Consider the following 15931-nt stretch of genomic DNA (forward strand, 5'->3'; position numbering starts at 1 on the left):
GCGCCTGGCCCGTGCCAGGTAGTGCGCCAGTGGCGGCGTGGCCTTGTGCGCATCTTTCGCGAGATCGTCCCAGAGGCGCAGCTTCACCGCATCCCCGGCACCGGGCTGCGCGATGAAGCGCGCCGCTTCTTCAGCTGAAAAGATGCCGCCCTGCAGCTGCAGGCTGCGTTTGGAATCCGCTGAAAGGCTGGAATGGTAACCACGCCGCGCCGCGCACAGATAGCGCTTGGCATCCACATGCAGCTTGATGGCGTCCAGCACCTCGTCGGGGAAAAGACCCCGCAAAAAAGGCAGTGCTCGGTACTGGTGAACGTCATCCACACCACGCAGCGACGGTGTCTCACCCAGGTCGTGCAACAAGTGCCCCAGGTCATGCAACAGTGCCGCGGTCACCAGCGCATCGCTCGCGCCTTCGGCTTCGCCGAGCGCCGCAGTCTGTAACGCGTGCTGGAGTTGCGTCACGGGTTCGCCGCTGTATTGCTCGCCGCCGCGCTCTTTGAAGAGTTGTTCGATGTCGTCAAAGTTCAGCACGTGAATTCCTTACACAGTACGCATTGAAGAAGAAGGCTACTTAAGCCAGCGGCCGCCGTGGAACCGGCTTCGCCGGGCCGCAGGCTGCGCCCCCTGGAAGGGGGAGGCGCCGAAGGCGCTTCGGGGGTGAATCATGAGCTCCATGGGAGCGAATAGGTTTTTAGATTGGTGAAGCTTTTAATCGCTTCCTGCACGCCCTCTTTATAGCCCAAGCCCGAGTCCTTGATGCCGCCGAAGGGCGTGAGCTCCAGGCGATAGCCTGGCACCTCGCGCACATTGACGGTGCCGACATGCAGCTCGCTGACAAACCGGTTGATGTAGTCCAGGCGATTGGTGCAGACGGCGCTTGAAAGACCGTAGGCCGTGCCGTTCGAAATCTGGATGGCTTCGTCAATGTTTTTGAAGCGGATCACCGGGGAGACGGGCCCGAAAGTCTCCTCGCGCGCTACCGTCATCTGCGGCGACACATGATCGATCAAGGTGGGGGAGTAAAGCGCGCCGCGCCTGTGGTTGCCCGCCAATAATTTCGCGCCCTGCGCCACCGCTTCATTCACACGTGACTCAAACAGCATGGCTGCCGGCTCATCAATCACCGTGCCCATGTCGTTGGCCTTGTCGGCCGGGTCGCCGTATTTCCAGGCCAGGGTCTTGGCCAGCACCTGCTCCACAAATTCGCCGGCCACCGCCTCATGCACCATGAGCCGCTTGATGGCCGTGCAGCGCTGGCCTGAATTTTTATAGGAACCCTGCACGGCCAGCGTGGAGGCCTCGTTGAGATCGGCATCCTCCATCACGATGATGGGGTCGTTGCCGCCCAGCTCCAGCACCACACGCCGGTAACCGGCCTTGCCGGCAATGTACTTTCCGATGGCCACGCCACCCGTAAATGTCACCAGGTCAACCAATGGGTTGGTGATCAATTCGTCCGCAATCTCACGCGGGTCGCCCGTTATCACGCTGAGCATTTCGGGCGGCAAACCCGCCTCATAAAGGATATCGGCGAACAGGAGGGCAGAGAAAGGCACTTTCTCGGACGGCTTGAGCACCATACGGTTGTTGGTCGCAATGCTGGGCACCACCTTGTGCGCCACTTGGTTCATCGGGTGGTTGAAAGGCGTGATGGCGGTGATCACGCCCAGGAGCGGGGAGCGGTGCGTGTAGACGCGGCGCTTCTTTCCATGCGGCGTGAGGTCGCAGCTGAAGATCTGGCCGTCGTCCTTGAGCACCTCGGTTGCACCGAAGAGCAACACGTCACTGACACGGCCTGCTTCGTAGATGGAGTCCTTCAGGCACAGCCCTGCCTCCGCCGTGATGAGATTCGCGACCTCCATCAACCGCGACTGGACGATGGCCGCCGCACGGTTGAGGATGGCTGCTCGTTCATAACGGCTCAGCTGGGGCTTGCAGGCGTGCGCCCTGGCGAAGGTTTCACGGACTTCCTCAAGCGTGGCCTTGGGCACGCTCCCCAGCAGCTTGGTCGTGTACGGATCGAACACCTCGATCGCGCGGTCACCGGTCCGGCCGGCGCCAACCTTGCGGCCAGCCAGTCGCATGGCATTGAGCTGGTGGTCGCGGATGTACTGGTCAATCACTCTGCGGCTTTCAGGACGAGGTATTTGCGGACATGTTTCTTGCGGTTGTTGCCGGATATCTATTGGGCGTAATTGAGCGCCAGGTCGAAGGCATCGAAATTGCGAAAACGCCGGTTGCGGTTCAGGCCCGGCAAGTCCCGGTTCACGATCAGCGGGACACGCTGCTCGCTCATGCCGCCGTGCGAGCGCAGCGGAACTTCGAGCGCAGAGAGATCGTGGCGTGAGACCGATGTGCCGATCACGGTGAAACGTTCGGATACCGCCACAATGTCGCCGATCCGGTCGGCCGGGAGTTCGAAGCGCTCGGCGGCCTGTTCACGCGAAAGTACCAGCTCCATGCCCTTGAGCGCCGCCAGCCGTTTGCGGGCGGCCTCGATGTTTGTGCCCTCGGGCAGGTAGATCGTGGCGAAGGATCCCAGCGCGCCGTGATGCACCACATAGGGGTCGGTGATCGGAAGAATCACACGCGCAACGCCCGCGCCCAGCCAGCTGTCAAACCAGTCCTGCAGGTAAATCACGTCGGGCGTCCCGTCCATGGCCACCTTGGCATTCATGCCATGGTCAGCAGTCAGCACAATGACGCACCCGAGGTCTTCGAGCTGCTGCATATAGCCGTCCATCATGCGGTAGAAGGAATTGGCGCCGTCGGTGCCGGGCGCGTGCTTGTGCTGCACGTAGTCGGTGGTCGACAGGTACATCACATCGGGCTTGTATTTCTGCATGATCTTCACGCCGGCGGCAAACACGAACTCCGACAGGTCCGCGCTGTAGACGCTGGGTAGCGGCTGGCCCACCAGGCCCAGCACGTCTTCAATGCCGTTTTCTTCCAGCGTGACCTGGTCGGCCTTCTCGGACGAAAAGCAGATCCCTTTCATCTTGTGGCCCAGCAGCTTGCGCAACTTGTCTTTGGCTGTAATCACCGCCAGGGACTTGCCCGCGTCCGCAAGGGCCGCCAGCAGGGTGGGCGCACGCAGCCACTTCGGGTCATTCATCATGACCTCGGTGTCGGTGGCAGTATCGAACAGGTAGTTGCCACAGATGCCGTGCACGCTGGGCGGTGCGCCCGTCACGATGGAAAGGTTGTTGGGGTTGGTAAAGCTGGGCACCACGCAATCCCCTGTCAGGCCCGAACCCAGCGCCAGGGTGCGCTTGAGCCACGGCATGTGGCCGGTGGCCACGGCCTGCGCCAGGTAATCAGGCTCGCAGCCGTCCACGCACACCACCACAACGGGCTGGGTCGGCAACCRGTACGCCCGGCCATTGACTTTCACTTCGGTCTTTTTATCAGCGACTGCCACGTTGGAGCCTTCCCTTGTCCATGTTTTTCTCTGGGCCTTTTGCGATGTCGTCATCGACCAGATGCGACGCCCTGGCCTGTGCCGCACGGGCAGCGGGGCTGGCCTGCAGGCGCGCCTGTCGCCGCAGGTCGTTTTCAATCGTGCGCTCTTTGCTCTCGATCACGTGGTCATACATGGCCCGGCCTGCGACGTCCGCGTCACCGGAGGCGATGGCCTTGACGATCTGCCGGTGTTCGTTGGCCGAGATCGGCATGAGCCAGCCGTCGGCCAGGTTCAGGCGCCGGAACAGCGACAGCTCCTTGATGAGCTTGCGATAGATGGCCGTGAGTTTGCTGTTGCCTGCCATTTCCACCAGCCGGTCGTGGAATTTCAGGTTAAGCAGGTGGTAGTTGTAGGCGTCTTCTGCCTTGACGGCCTTTTCCATCGAGTCGACGAGGCCCCGGATTTCCTTGAGTTGGGCCGGCGTGATGTTCCTGGCAAGCTGGCGGCCGACGAGTTCGTCCATCGCGGCGCGCAGATCGAAAATCTCGACGGCCTCCTCGATGGGAATGTCACGCACGAAGACGCCGCGATTTTTTTCGTTGCGCACCAGGCCAGCTTCCTCCAGCATTCGGAAGGCTTCACGCACCGGCCCGCGGGAGACGCCCATTTTTTCAGCCAGCGCCGCTTCAATGAGTTTGCTGCCCGGTTCGTATTCGCCAACAAGAATGGCACGCTCGATTTCCTGCTGCACCACCGTGGTGAGGGAACTGGTCTGCAACAGCGCGATAGTGGGATGAAACACGGCATTCATGCCCTGCATTGAAGCACAAAACACAGGATTGTCAACAATCTGCAAAAAACAATTGACAAGATAAAAGGGGCAGCGTTAAATAAATATTGAGCTGGGTTGATATGACCTGAACACAGGTTGGTCATCGCAGTGTCACTGCCCCGACACGAACAGGTCACAACATTGCAGGTTTTCCACAAAGGACTTTTTATGCAGCTGGCTACCCATCTCAAATCCCTGCCAAAGGCGATCGCTCTTATCGGCTTTTTTGGCCTGCTCACCGCCGCCACCGGCGCATTCGCCCAGAAAACCCAGTTGCTGGTCTACACCGCGCTGGAAACCGACCAGATCAAGGCCTATCAAGAGGGCTTCAACAAGGTCTACCCCGATATCGAAATCAAATGGGTCCGCGACTCGACCGGTGTGATCACCGCCAAGCTGCTCGCCGAAAAGTCCAATCCCCAGGCCGACACCATCATGGGTGTGGCTGCCTCCAGCCTGGCCCTGCTCGACAAGCAGGGCATGCTCGAACCCTACGCGCCGATCAACCTTGACGGCATCATGAGCCAGTACCGTGACAAGAAAAAAGTCCCCGCCTGGTTCGGCATGGACGTGTGGGGTGCCACCGTGTGCTTCAACACCGTCGAAGCCAAGAAGAAAAACATTCCTACCCCGGAGACCTGGCAGGACCTGACCAAGCCCATTTACAAGGGCCAGATCGTCATGCCCAACCCCGCCTCCAGCGGCACTGGCTACTTCGACGTGACCGCCTGGCTCACGCTCTTTGGTGACAAGGACGGCAAGGGTGGTGGCTGGAAATACATGGATGCGCTGCACGAAAACATCGCACAGTACACCCACTCAGGCTCCAAGCCTTGCAACATGGCGGCCGCCGGAGAGTTTCTGGCGGGCATTTCGTTTGAATACCGCGGCAACACCAACAAGGCCAAGGGTGCGCCTATCGACCTGGTGTTCCCCAAGGAAGGCCTGGGCTGGGACCTGGAAGCCTTTGCCATCCACAAAGGCACCAAGAAACTGGACGCCGCCAAGAAACTGGCTGACTGGGCTTCGAGCAAGGATGCCATGATGCTGTACGGCAAGAACTTCGCGATCACCGCGCAGCCCGGACTGGCGCCGCCGCTGGCCAATGTGCCAAAAGACTATGAGGCCCGCCTCGTCAAGATGGATTTCAGCTGGGCAGCAGACAACCGCGAGCGCATTTTGAATGAGTGGACGAAGCGCTATAACTCCAAAACAGAGAAGAAGTAGCCCCCTGTCGGCGGCCTTTTGGCCGCCGTCTCCCCCTCAGGGGGACAGCCGCTGTGGCCCGGCGGAGCCGGTTCCACGCCGCTGCTTGCCCTTTGCGCTGGCGCGACCGTTCAGGTAATACACGTATGACCCACGAATGAACAACGACACTTTTCTGAGCCTGCGTCATATCCGCAAGGAGTTCGGCGCCTTCACCGCGCTGCAAGACATCAACCTGGACATCCGCAAGGGCGAGTTCGTGTGTTTTCTGGGCCCTTCGGGTTGCGGCAAGACGACGTTGTTGCGCATCATTGCCGGGCTGGAGGTGCAGACCTCGGGTGAAGTACACCAGGGCGGGCGAGACATCTCGCGATTGCCGCCCGCGCTGCGCGACTACGGCATCGTGTTTCAGAGTTATGCGCTGTTTCCCAATCTGAGCGTGGCTGACAACGTGGCCTATGGCCTCGTCAATCGCAAGACGCCCAAGGCCGAGGCCGCCCAACGCGTGAGCGAGCTGGTCAAGCTGGTGGGCCTGCCGGGCAGTGAAGCCAAGTACCCCAGCCAGCTCTCGGGCGGCCAGCAGCAGCGCATCGCGCTGGCACGCGCGCTGGCCACCTCGCCGGGCTTGCTGCTGCTCGATGAGCCGCTATCGGCACTCGATGCACTGGAGCGCGTACGCCTGCGCCAGGAAATCCGCGCGTTGCAGCAAAAACTGGGCGTGACCACCATCATGGTGACGCACGACCAGGAAGAAGCCTTGAGCGTGGCCGACCGCATCGTGGTAATGAATCACGGCCTKATCGAACAGGTGGGAACACCGATGGAGATTTACCGCGAGCCGGCTTCGCCCTTTGTGGCGGACTTTGTCGGCAAGGTCAACGTCATGCCGGCGCATGTTAACGGCGGCCAGATGAGGTTCGGCACCTTGTGCCTGCCTTGCGACGGAGCCGACCGCGAGGTCAAGGTTTACCTGCGCCCTGAAGATGTGCTTGCCCGGCCCATTGCAGCGGATGACGCCCACGTGTTCGACGCCACCATCGAAAAGATCGAATTCCTCGGCTCCTTCTGCCACGTTCACGTGACCTCTCCTGCACTGGGCAGCCACAAGCTCACGGTTTACCTCTCACTCAATTTCCTGTCGGAGCAGTCCTTGCAGGTCGGCTCGTCCCTTCCCCTCAAATTGCTGCCAGAGCGCATCAAGGTGTTCTGATGCCCGTCTATACACCTCCTGCTTTGCCCCTGGTGCGGCAGCGTGTGCACTGGATTGACCACCTGGCCTATGCTGCCCTTGCGCTGGCAGCTATTATTTTGATAGCGTTTCTGGCAGCCCCGTTGCTGGCCATCCTGCAGCAGGCCGTGCAGGACAAGGCAGGGGATTTCATCTGGCTTGACAACTTCATCGAGTACGCCAAGACTCCGGCACTGCTCGAAAGCCTGTGGAACAGTCTCTGGGTGTCGAGCGCCGTCACCCTGATTGCGGTACCCCTGGCGTTTGGTTTTTCCTATGCGCTGACCCGTTCGTGCATGCAATACAAGGCGCTGTTTCGCGGGATCACGCTGGTTCCCCTGCTGGCACCTTCCCTGCTGTCAGCCATTTCGCTGATTTACTGGTTTGGCAATCAGGGGGTGCTCAAGGGCTGGATGCAGGGTATCGGCATTGACCAGATTTATGGTGCGCCCGGCATTGTGGTGGCCGAATGTTTTGCGGTGTTTCCGCATGCGCTGATGATTCTGGTCACCGCGCTCAGCCTGTCCGACGCCCGGCTGTACGAGGCAGCCAATGCCATGGGCACCAGCGCCAGGCGCAAGTTCTTCACCATCACGCTGCCCGGTGCCAAATATGGCCTTATTTCCGCGGCGCTCGTCACCTTCACGCTGGTCATGACGGACTTCGGCATTCCCAAGGTGATAGGCGGCAACTTCAATGTGCTGGCCACCGACGTCTTCAAGCTGGTGATCGGCCAGCAGGATTTCGCCAAAGGCGCAGTGGTCGCCATCTTGCTGCTGGCGCCCGCCGTCCTGACATTCGCGGTAGACAGCTACGTCAGCAAACGCCAGACCGCGATGCTGACGGCGCGTGCCGTGCCCTACCGGCCCACGCCTTCGCGCGGCTACGACCGGGTCATGACGCTGTATTGCTGTGCCATTGCCTTCCTGGTGCTGGCCATGCTGGGCATGGCCGTGTTCGCATCCTTCGCCAGCTTCTGGCCCTACAACCTGAAGCCCAGCCTGCGCCACTACACCATGGGCCTGATCGACGCGGAAGTCGGTGTCGGGTTTCTCAACAGCCTGAAGATGGCGGCGGGCACGGCCTTCTTCGGCACCGCTCTGGTGTTTTGCAGCGCCTACCTGCTCGAAAAAACCAAAGGCATGGACGGCCTGCGCGGCTTTGTGCGCATGCTGGCCATGTTGCCCATGGCCGTGCCCGGCCTGGTGCTGGGACTGGGCTACATCTTCTTTTTCAATGCGCCCGGCAATCCGCTGAACGGCCTGTACCACACGCTGACCCTGCTTACGCTGTGCACCATCGTGCACTTCTACACCACCGGCCACCTGACGGCCGTAACCGCACTCAAGAGCCTTGATGGCGAATTTGAAGCCGTGAGCGCCTCGCTCAAGGTACCCTTCTTCAAGACCTTCTGGCGCGTCACCCTGCCCATCTGCACGCCGGCGCTGGTCGACATCGCGCGCTACTTCTTCATCAACGCCATGACCACCATCTCTGCCGTGGTGTTTCTCTATTCGCCCGAAACCAAAGTTGCGTCGATCGCCATCCTGAACCTGGATGAAGCCGGCGAAATGGGCGCCGCCGCAGCCATGGCCGTCCTGATCGGTATGGCATCAACGATTGCAACCCTGCTTTTCATGGCGCTGGCCTGGTGGGTCAACCGCCGTACGCAGGCATGGCGAACCAGCTCGCGCTAGGCGCTTCATGACAGCCCAGCGCAACATCCGCATGCTCACACGTTACAACGCGTGGGCCAACGACCGCCTGTTCGGCGCATTAAAGCAACTTCCTGCAGCTGAACTCCTGGCACCGCGCGCGACAGGTTTTGGCAACATGCTTCGTACGCTGAACCACGCCTATGTGGTGGATCTCATCTGGCAGGCGCACCTGCAGGGGCGGCCGCATGGCTTCAGCTCCCGCAACACAGAGGCTACTCCCACACTGGAAGAGCTGTGCGCAGCTCAGGGGAAAATCGACACCTGGTACATCGAATACGCGGACACCCTGAGCGTCGAGGCACTCGACGAAATCGTGCATTTCACGTTCATCGATGGCGACGCGAGTGCCATGACACGGGGAGACATGCTGCTGCACGTTGTCAACCACAAGACCTACCACCGGGGCTACGTGGCCGACATGATCTACCAGGTTCCGGCGCGCCCCCCAGGCATGGACCTGCCCATATTCCTGCAGGGATACCCGGCCCGACTGAATTGAATCGCCCGCAACGAAGACCACAGGCATCACAAATGGACAGAGACAAAATCCTCCTCACCCCCGGGCCACTGACCACCACCCTGCGCACCAAGCTCGCGATGCTGAAAGACTGGGGCTCCTGGGACAGCGATTTCAACGCTGTCACGGCGAGTGTGCGCAAAAGCCTGCTGGCCGTCATCCATGGGCAGGATTCGCACGTCGTCGTTCCGCTTCAGGGAAGCGGTACTTTCAGCGTGGAAGCGGCAGTGGCCACCGTAGTGCCGCGCGACGGCCACGTGCTGGTGATGGACAACGGCGCCTACTGCAAACGCGCGGCAAGGCTCACCACGCTGATGGGACGGCGCTGCACCATCATGCCCTTCGACGAAGCGGCACAGGTCTCTCCCGCCGCACTGGACGCCATGCTGGAAGCCGACACCAGCATCACCCACGTCATGCTGATCCACTGCGAGACAGGCGCGGGCGTGCTCAACCCGCTGAAGGAAGTGGCCGACGTCTGCAAAACCCACGGCAAGGGCCTGCTGGTGGACGCCATGAGTTCCTTCGCCGCAATAGACATCGACGCGCGCAAGGTGCATTTCGACGCACTGGTGGCGGCCAGCGGAAAATGCCTCGAAGGCGTGCCCGGCATGGGTTTTGTCTTCATCCGCAAGGCCGTGCTGGACGGCTGTGCCGGCCGCAGCCAGTCGCTGGCCATGGACCTGCACGACCAGTACGCCTACATGGAAAAAACCACGCAGTGGCGCTTCACGCCTCCCACCCATGTGGTGGTGGCGCTGGCCGAAGCCATTGCCCAGTTTGAGGAAGAAGGCGGCCAGCCAGCGCGCCTGGCGCGCTATACCGCCAACTACACCACCCTGGTCACCGGCATGGCAAGGCTCGGTTTCAAACCCTTCCTGGACCCGGCCATCCAGGCGCCCATCATCGTGACCTTCCACGCGCCAGGCGACAGCCGCTACGAATTCAAGAAGTTCTATGCCGCCGCACGAGATCGCGGTTTTGTCCTATACCCGGGCAAGCTCACGCAGGTAGAAACTTTCCGGGTGGGCTGCATCGGTGCGATCGGCCCGAATGAGATCGAACAGGCCGTGCTGGCTGTGGCGGGTGCCCTGCAGGACATGGGCATCAGCTCCGCCGCACCGGCAACCCACGCGCACGGAGCGTAGGCCCTGAGAACGTCTCTTTACAAGCATGAGCCGTGGAACCGGCTTTGCCGGGCCACAGGCGGGCGTCCCCTCGGGGGGCAGGGAGCTACACGAAGTGAGCGACCGTGGGGGCCTAGTGACTTCGGCGAAACGCCTCGGAAGGCAACTCGCCAAACATTTGCTGATAGTCGTGCGCGAAATGACCAAAATGCCAAAACCCAAGGTGCGTTGCAGCCGCCGTCACGGACGTAGCGGTCTTCAATGCCTGCCTGGCCGCGTTCAAACGCACGGCGCGCAGGTAAGCCAATGGGCTGATGCCCAGCGCCGTTTGAAAACCGTTTTGCAAGGTTCGGCGGCTCACGCCGAGCTGTTCACACAGGGCCAGGACCGTAGGCGGTTGATCGAGCTGCGTATGCACCAGCTCGCGGGCGCGCCGCGTCAGCGTCCAGTGCGCATGGGTGCCGGCCGAATCCACGGTATCCACCGGCGCAAGTACGCGGCCGAGTTGCTCCATCACGGTGTCAAGCATCGCCGCCTGGACGGATGCAGACTGCAGCAGCGCCGGGGCAGCCTCCACGGTATCCATCACACCCGTGAGGCATTGCCGGAGACTGGCCTGTGCCGCAGCGTCCAGCCTGCGCAAGCCGGCCTGCGCACCCAGCCGGGCTTGCAGTGCCGGGTCATGTCGGCTGCAGCGGCGCCAGGCCGCCTCATCGAGCTCCAGCCCCAGCATCACATGACGCCGGGAAGAGCGGAACTCAAAACCCGACGCCCCCGAAAACACATGCAATGCACCAGCGTCGCTGGGCGCGCCGCAAAAAACGCTGGGGCCTTCGACCTGAAGCGGCAGCCCCAAGGCCAGGGCACCATCGCGTATCCGTCCGGTCTGGTACACCGACTCCCGCAGGCTTTCCACAAAGAGGCGAAGGCCCGCGAATTCCAGCTGGCGCACTTCCCCACCGAACGCACCGCGAGACAGCTGGAGGTAGCTCTGGTTCCAGCCCGTGAGTGCCGCCGCCTGCTCGTCTGCGTCGGYGAACGACGCGCGGGACAGCAGGGCYGGCGGGAGAGTGTCAGGCGTGTGGACCATGGCCGCATTCTTGCAGGATTCGTGCCGTGTGCAAGCAACGCTTTGAAACACTTCGACTTACTCGCCGTCTCTTTAAGCTCACTCTCGCTGCGTTACTTGCCGAAATGGGATTTCAGCGCACCTACGCTCGCCCTACGATGCAAGACAGCCCCACCGGGCCCTCAACCTTGCAACCTATAAGGGAGCCACCATGTCAGAACGTTCCAGCGTGCAATACGCGAAAGTCGACGGCAGCTATTTTGAAAAGAGGGGGCTGCGCCGCTATGCCGGTGTCTGGTCGCTCTGGGCACTCGGCGTTGGCGCCGTGATCTCCGGCCACTTCGCCGGCTGGAACCTGGGTCTGGCCAACGGCTGGGGCAGCATGTTGCTGGCCACCATCATCATCTCCGTGATGTATCTTGGCCTGACCTTTTCGCTGGCCGAAATGTCGCCTGCGCTGCCCCATACCGGTGGCGCCTATTCCTTTGCGCGCACCGCCATGGGGCCCTGGGGTGGCTTTCTAACCGGGCTGGCCGAAAACGTGGAATACGTGCTGACGCCGGCCGTCATCGTGTTCTTCATCGGCAGCTACATGGGCAGCATCTTCGGCACACCACCGGCCTGGCAGCCTTTGTGGTGGATCGGTTTTTACATCGTCTTCATCGGGCTGAACATCATCGGCGTCGAGCTGTCGTTCAAGATCACACTGGCCGTCACGCTGCTGGCGCTGGCCTGCCTGGTGGCGTTCTGGATCAGCGCCTTTCCCAAGATCGACTTCGCACGCTGGGCCATGAATGTCGGCGCCGGCGGCGCCGTGCTGCCCGAGGGCCGCGGTCCCTTCCTGCCGCTGGGCTTCGCCGGCGTGCTGGCGTCGCTGCCATTTGCGGTGTGGCTGTTCCTGGCAATCGAGCAGCTACCGCTGGCGGCTGAAGAGTCGGTGGACCCGCGCCGTGACATGCCGCGCGGCATCATTGCCGGCATCTTCACGCTCATCCTCTCGGCCTTCATGATCCTCTGGCTCAACCCCTCGGTCGCAGGCATAGGCTCGCACGCGCTGAGCACCTCGGGTGAGCCGCTGCTCGACGGCTTCAAGGCAATTTACGGCAACGGCATCGCCAAGATACTGGCGCTGGTGGCCGTGCTGGGCCTGGTGGCGAGTTTTCACACCATCATCTTTGCCAAGGGCCGGCAGATCTATTCGCTAAGCCGCGCCGGGTACTTTCCTTCGGCACTGTCCGTCACGCACGGCAGCCGCAAGACTCCGCACATCGCCATGATCGTCGGCTCGGTGGTGGCGCTGGTGGTCATGTTTGTGCTGTGGTTTTCGCTGGGCGTTGACAAAGGCTCGGCCGTCATCGGCGGCACCTTGCTCAACATGGCGGTGTTCGGCGCCATGTTCTCTTACGTCATGCAGGCGCTGTCGTTCATTCGGCTCCGCAGCAAGCTGCCGCATATGGAGCGTCCCTACCGCAGCCCCCTGGGTGTCACGGGCGCGGTGCTGACCCTGCTCATCGCCCTGGTCACCATCTACTTCCAGCTCAGCGACCCGATCTACCGCGTGGGCGTGCTGTGGGTGGCGCTGTGGTTTGCCATCGGCGTCAGTTACTTCGCGGTGATGGGCCGGCACCGGCTGATCCTCTCGCCGGAAGAAGAATTTGCGATTGGCCTGGCCGAAAAAGGCCGGGCAAGCGCCCACCCCTAAAACCAAAAGGTGCCCACGACCATGCCCAAAAAAGCCACCAAATCCTCCGCCCCCCATCCAGCCCTGGAGATGCTGCGCAAGTCGGGCGCCAACAAGATGAAGGTTGCCGTCAGCGACATCGACGGTGTGCTGCGCGGCAAGTACCTGCACAAGGACAAGTTCTTCGGCGCGGCCGAGCCCTACCCGGCGGGCGGTTTTGGATTTTGCGACGTGGTGCTGGGCTGGGACATGATGGACAACTGCTACGACAATACCTCGGTGACAGGGTGGCAGCACGGCTTTCCGGATGCGCTGGCACGGCTGGACCTGGCCACCACACGTCACGTGCCCTGGGACAACAACGTGCCCTTTGTGCTGGGTGAATTCGTGAATGCCGACGGCACGCCGCACGCCGTCTGCCCACGCCAGACGCTCAAGCGCGTGCTCAAGCGCGCCGAAAAAATGGGCTTCATGCCCATGACCGGTATGGAGTTCGAGTGGTTCAACTTCCTGGAAACGCCGCACAGCTGGGCCGCGAAAAACGGCGTGGGGGCCGAAAAACTCACGCCCGGCATGTTCGGCTATTCGCTGCTGCGCATGAACGAGAACCAGGATTTCTTCAACGCCATCATGGACGAGATGCTGGCCTTCGGCATCCCCATCGAAGGCCTGCACACCGAAACCGGGCCGGGCGTGTATGAAGTAGCCATTGGCTTCAGCGAGGCACTGGAGCAGGCCGACCGCGCCATCCTGTTCAAGACCGGCGCCAAAGAGATCGGCTCGCGTTTTGGCATCATGCCCAGCTTCATGRCCAAGCCCCATCAGCAGCTGCCGGGCTGCAGCGGCCACATCCACCAGAGTTTGTCGGACGGCAAGACCAACCTGTTCTTCGACGCAAAGCACCCACGCAAGATGAGCAAGCTGTTCGAGAGCTATGTTGCCGGCCAGGTCGCCTGCATGATGGAGTTCGGTCCCATGATCTGGCCCACCATCAACAGCTACAAGCGCCTGGTCGACGGCTTCTGGGCGCCTGTGAAGCCGACCTGGGGCATGGACAACCGCACTGCAAGTTTCCGCGTGATCGCGGGCAGCGCCAAAGCCACCCGGCTGGAAACCCGTTGCCCCGGCGCCGACGTGAACCCCTACCTGGCGATGGCGGCCGTCATCGCTGCGGGACTGGACGGCGTCGAAAAAGGCCTCAAGCTGGGCGCGCCGATCACCGGCACCAACCAGGGAGCCGAACACAKTGCCCGCGCACCGCGCACCTTGATCGAAACCACACGTATTTTCCAGAAATCGGACATCGCGCGCGACTGGCTGGGCGATACTTTCGTGGATCACTTCGCGGCAACGCGCGAGTGGGAATGGCGCCAATGGCTGGACGCCGTCACCGACTGGGAAATGAAACGCTATTTTGAAATCATCTGACCTCCTGATCCGCAGGCTGACCGTGCCCGACGCCGCCATTTACCGCGAATTCCGCCTGCGCGGCCTGCGCGAGCACGCGGATGCCTTCACCTCCAGCTTTGAGGAAGAAAACCTGCGCGTGCCGGCCGACACCGAAAAGCGCCTTTCACCCGCCGGCGACACCGTCATGTGGGCCGCCTTTGTGGACGGTGCGATGGCCGGCGTGGTGGGGCTGAACCGCGAGACGCGGCTGAAGAACCGTCACAAGGCCACGCTGGTCGCGATGTACGTCGCGCCCGAATACCAGGGGCATGGCATAGGCCGGGCGCTGGTCGGCAAGGTGCTGGACGAGGCCCGCGCCGGCGGCGTGGAGCTCGTGGTGCTGACGGTCACCGCCGGCAACCGCGAGGCGACGGCGCTCTACGAGAAATGYGGGTTTAAATCCTTCGGCATAGAGCCCGACGCGATTCGGGTCAACAATGTCTCTTACGGCAAACAACACATGTACTTCCAGGTCGCACCACTATGAGCATCACCGGTTTTTCCTTCCCCACCACCATCAAGTTCGGCGCAGGCGCGCGCAAGCTCGTCGCCGACACCCTGAAAGAAGCGGGCTGCAAACGCCCGCTCATCGTGACCGACAAGGCGCTGGGCGCCTTGCCCGTGCTGGCCGAATTCAGGACCCACCTGGCCGGCCTGGACGTGGCCGTGTTCTCGGGCGTCTTCGGCAACCCGACCTGCAGCCAGGTCATGGACGGTGCCGCAGCCTACAAGGCCCACAAGGCCGACTGCGTGATTGGTTTCGGCGGCGGCGCGGCGCTGGACGTGGCCAAGGTGGTCGGCATCGCCGCCACGCATGAGGGCGACATCCTTGAATACGTCTGGGACCATCCGCAGGTACGGCCCATCGTCAATGAGCTGCCGTACTTCGTGGCCCTGCCCACCACCTCGGGTACCGGCTCCGAAGTCGGCCGTTCCAGCGTCGTCAGCGAAAACGACACGCACCTCAAGCGCGTGGTGTTCAGCCCAAAAATTCTGGCGAAAGTGGTGTTTGCCGACCCCGAACTCACGCTCGGCCTGCCACCGCATGTGACGGCCGCCACCGGCATGGACGCGCTCACGCACAACATCGAGAGTTACCTCTCACCGGCCTATCACCCGCTGTGCGACGGCATTGCACTCGAAGGCACGCGCATCGCAGCCCACGCACTGCTCAAGGCTGTCAAGGAACCGTCGAATCTGCAGGCGCGCAGCGACATGATGATGGCCTCCATGATGGGCGCCATCGCCTTCCAGAAAGACCTGGGCGCCGTGCATTCATGTGCCCACGCGCTGGGCGCTGTCTGCGACCTGCACCACGGCCTGGCCAATGCGCTGATGATCGACACCGTGCTGGCGTGGAACTACGAATCGGCGCCCGCCAAATTTGACGAGCTGGCCCACGTATGCGGCGTGGCCGGCGGTGGCAAGGCTTTTGTAGCCTGGCTCAAGCAGCTCAAGGAGAGCGTGGGCATCACCGGCCCGCTGTCGGCCCACGGCGTCAAGCGCGAACACCTGCCGCGCCTGGTCGAGATCGCCACGGCCGACATCTGCCACCAGACGAATCCACGGCCCTGCAAGGCTGAGGACTTCCAGCGATTGTTCGAGGCCGCCTTATGAATGTGGCCCCCACGCTTTTCACTGCGTCTTCGACTTCGTGTAATGCGCTGCCCCCCGAGGGGGCCGCTGCGCCTGCGGCCCGGC

14 protein-coding genes are annotated in these 15931 nt (G+C 62.1%); 9 read left to right on the forward strand and 5 right to left on the reverse strand.

Features of this window, described 5'->3' with window-relative positions:
* The 4 genes from AC1D1X_RS03375 to AC1D1X_RS03390 all read right to left on the reverse strand — a co-directional run.
* A partial coding sequence (locus tag AC1D1X_RS03375) for a phosphonate degradation HD-domain oxygenase (protein ID WP_477697827.1) occupies window positions 1–531 on the reverse strand: 531 nt, incomplete at its 3' end.
* Window positions 532–662: 131 nt separating this feature from the next.
* On the reverse strand, window positions 663–2084 hold the full coding sequence (phnY, locus tag AC1D1X_RS03380; protein ID WP_477670747.1) for a phosphonoacetaldehyde dehydrogenase: 1422 nt from the start codon (window positions 2082–2084) through the stop codon (window positions 663–665).
* A gap of 98 nt (window positions 2085–2182) precedes the next feature.
* Complete coding sequence (gene phnA / locus AC1D1X_RS03385; protein ID WP_477697828.1) at window positions 2183–3421, reverse strand: phosphonoacetate hydrolase; 1239 nt, start codon at window positions 3419–3421, stop codon at window positions 2183–2185.
* Window positions 3408–4214 (reverse strand): phosphonate utilization associated transcriptional regulator, encoded by an 807-nt coding sequence (locus tag AC1D1X_RS03390; protein WP_457282058.1) that lies wholly within the window; start codon window positions 4212–4214, stop codon window positions 3408–3410. Before AC1D1X_RS03390 ends, phnA begins: the two co-directional genes overlap by 14 nt.
* A 189-nt stretch (window positions 4215–4403) precedes the next feature.
* Here AC1D1X_RS03390 and AC1D1X_RS03395 point away from each other — a divergent pair, with 189 nt between their 5' ends.
* The 5 genes from AC1D1X_RS03395 (at window position 4404) to AC1D1X_RS03415 (ending at window position 10052) form a co-directional block, all read left to right on the forward strand.
* A complete protein-coding gene (locus AC1D1X_RS03395) occupies window positions 4404–5462 on the forward strand; it encodes a putative 2-aminoethylphosphonate ABC transporter substrate-binding protein (RefSeq protein WP_477670581.1) in 1059 nt (352 codons plus the stop codon).
* Window positions 5463–5598: 136 nt separating this feature from the next.
* Window positions 5599–6651 carry a putative 2-aminoethylphosphonate ABC transporter ATP-binding protein gene (locus tag AC1D1X_RS03400; RefSeq protein WP_477670580.1) on the forward strand — a complete coding sequence of 351 codons (1053 nt, stop codon included), beginning with the start codon at window positions 5599–5601 and terminating at the stop codon, window positions 6649–6651.
* Window positions 6651–8366, forward strand: a complete 1716-nt coding sequence (locus AC1D1X_RS03405; RefSeq protein WP_477670579.1) for a putative 2-aminoethylphosphonate ABC transporter permease subunit — start codon at window positions 6651–6653, stop codon at window positions 8364–8366. The genes AC1D1X_RS03400 and AC1D1X_RS03405 overlap by 1 nt, the downstream gene beginning before the upstream one ends.
* 7 nt (window positions 8367–8373) lie before the next feature.
* Window positions 8374–8886, forward strand: coding sequence for a DinB family protein (locus AC1D1X_RS03410; RefSeq protein ID WP_477670578.1), 513 nt, complete (start codon window positions 8374–8376; stop codon window positions 8884–8886).
* Between the two features lie 32 nt (window positions 8887–8918).
* Complete coding sequence (locus AC1D1X_RS03415; protein ID WP_477670577.1) at window positions 8919–10052, forward strand: 2-aminoethylphosphonate--pyruvate transaminase; 1134 nt, start codon at window positions 8919–8921, stop codon at window positions 10050–10052.
* A 112-nt stretch (window positions 10053–10164) separates the two neighbouring features.
* On the opposite strand, the gene AC1D1X_RS03420 is transcribed toward AC1D1X_RS03415, so the two are convergent.
* On the reverse strand, window positions 10165–11121 hold the full coding sequence (locus AC1D1X_RS03420; protein WP_477697829.1) for a helix-turn-helix domain-containing protein: 957 nt from the start codon (window positions 11119–11121) through the stop codon (window positions 10165–10167).
* A 190-nt stretch (window positions 11122–11311) separates the two neighbouring features.
* On the opposite strand from AC1D1X_RS03420, the gene AC1D1X_RS03425 reads away from it, so the two are divergent.
* From AC1D1X_RS03425 to AC1D1X_RS03440, 4 genes are read left to right on the forward strand one after another with little or no spacing between them, the layout of a single operon-like run.
* Window positions 11312–12802, forward strand: a complete 1491-nt coding sequence (locus tag AC1D1X_RS03425) for an amino acid permease (protein WP_477670575.1) — start codon at window positions 11312–11314, stop codon at window positions 12800–12802.
* Window positions 12803–12823: 21 nt separating this feature from the next.
* On the forward strand, window positions 12824–14209 hold the full coding sequence (locus AC1D1X_RS03430; protein WP_477697830.1) for a glutamine synthetase family protein: 1386 nt from the start codon (window positions 12824–12826) through the stop codon (window positions 14207–14209).
* Window positions 14196–14717, forward strand: a complete 522-nt coding sequence (locus tag AC1D1X_RS03435; protein WP_477670573.1) for an N-acetyltransferase family protein — start codon at window positions 14196–14198, stop codon at window positions 14715–14717. Before AC1D1X_RS03430 ends, AC1D1X_RS03435 begins: the two co-directional genes overlap by 14 nt.
* Window positions 14714–15847: an iron-containing alcohol dehydrogenase gene (locus AC1D1X_RS03440; RefSeq protein ID WP_477670572.1), complete on the forward strand. Its 1134-nt coding sequence runs from the start codon at window positions 14714–14716 to the stop codon at window positions 15845–15847. The genes AC1D1X_RS03435 and AC1D1X_RS03440 overlap by 4 nt, the downstream gene beginning before the upstream one ends.
* Window positions 15848–15931: the final 84 nt, after the last annotated feature.

This window comes from Polaromonas sp. P1_G4, assembly GCF_056405475.1.

Bases quoted from the DNA above. Each gene is read 5' to 3' on its own strand.
- phnY (WP_477670747.1), bottom strand. From the start codon at position 2,084: ATGCGACTGGCTGGCCGCAAGGTTGGCGCCGGCCGGACCGGTGACCGC.
- AC1D1X_RS03390 (WP_457282058.1), bottom strand. From the start codon at position 4,214: ATGAATGCCGTGTTTCATCCCACTATCGCGCTGTTGCAGACCAGTTCC.
- AC1D1X_RS03395 (WP_477670581.1), top strand. From the start codon at position 4,404: ATGCAGCTGGCTACCCATCTCAAATCCCTGCCAAAGGCGATCGCTCTT.
- AC1D1X_RS03405 (WP_477670579.1), top strand. From the start codon at position 6,651: ATGCCCGTCTATACACCTCCTGCTTTGCCCCTGGTGCGGCAGCGTGTG.
- AC1D1X_RS03410 (WP_477670578.1), top strand. From the start codon at position 8,374: ATGACAGCCCAGCGCAACATCCGCATGCTCACACGTTACAACGCGTGG.
- AC1D1X_RS03415 (WP_477670577.1), top strand. From the start codon at position 8,919: ATGGACAGAGACAAAATCCTCCTCACCCCCGGGCCACTGACCACCACC.
- AC1D1X_RS03425 (WP_477670575.1), top strand. From the start codon at position 11,312: ATGTCAGAACGTTCCAGCGTGCAATACGCGAAAGTCGACGGCAGCTAT.
- AC1D1X_RS03440 (WP_477670572.1), top strand. From the start codon at position 14,714: ATGAGCATCACCGGTTTTTCCTTCCCCACCACCATCAAGTTCGGCGCA.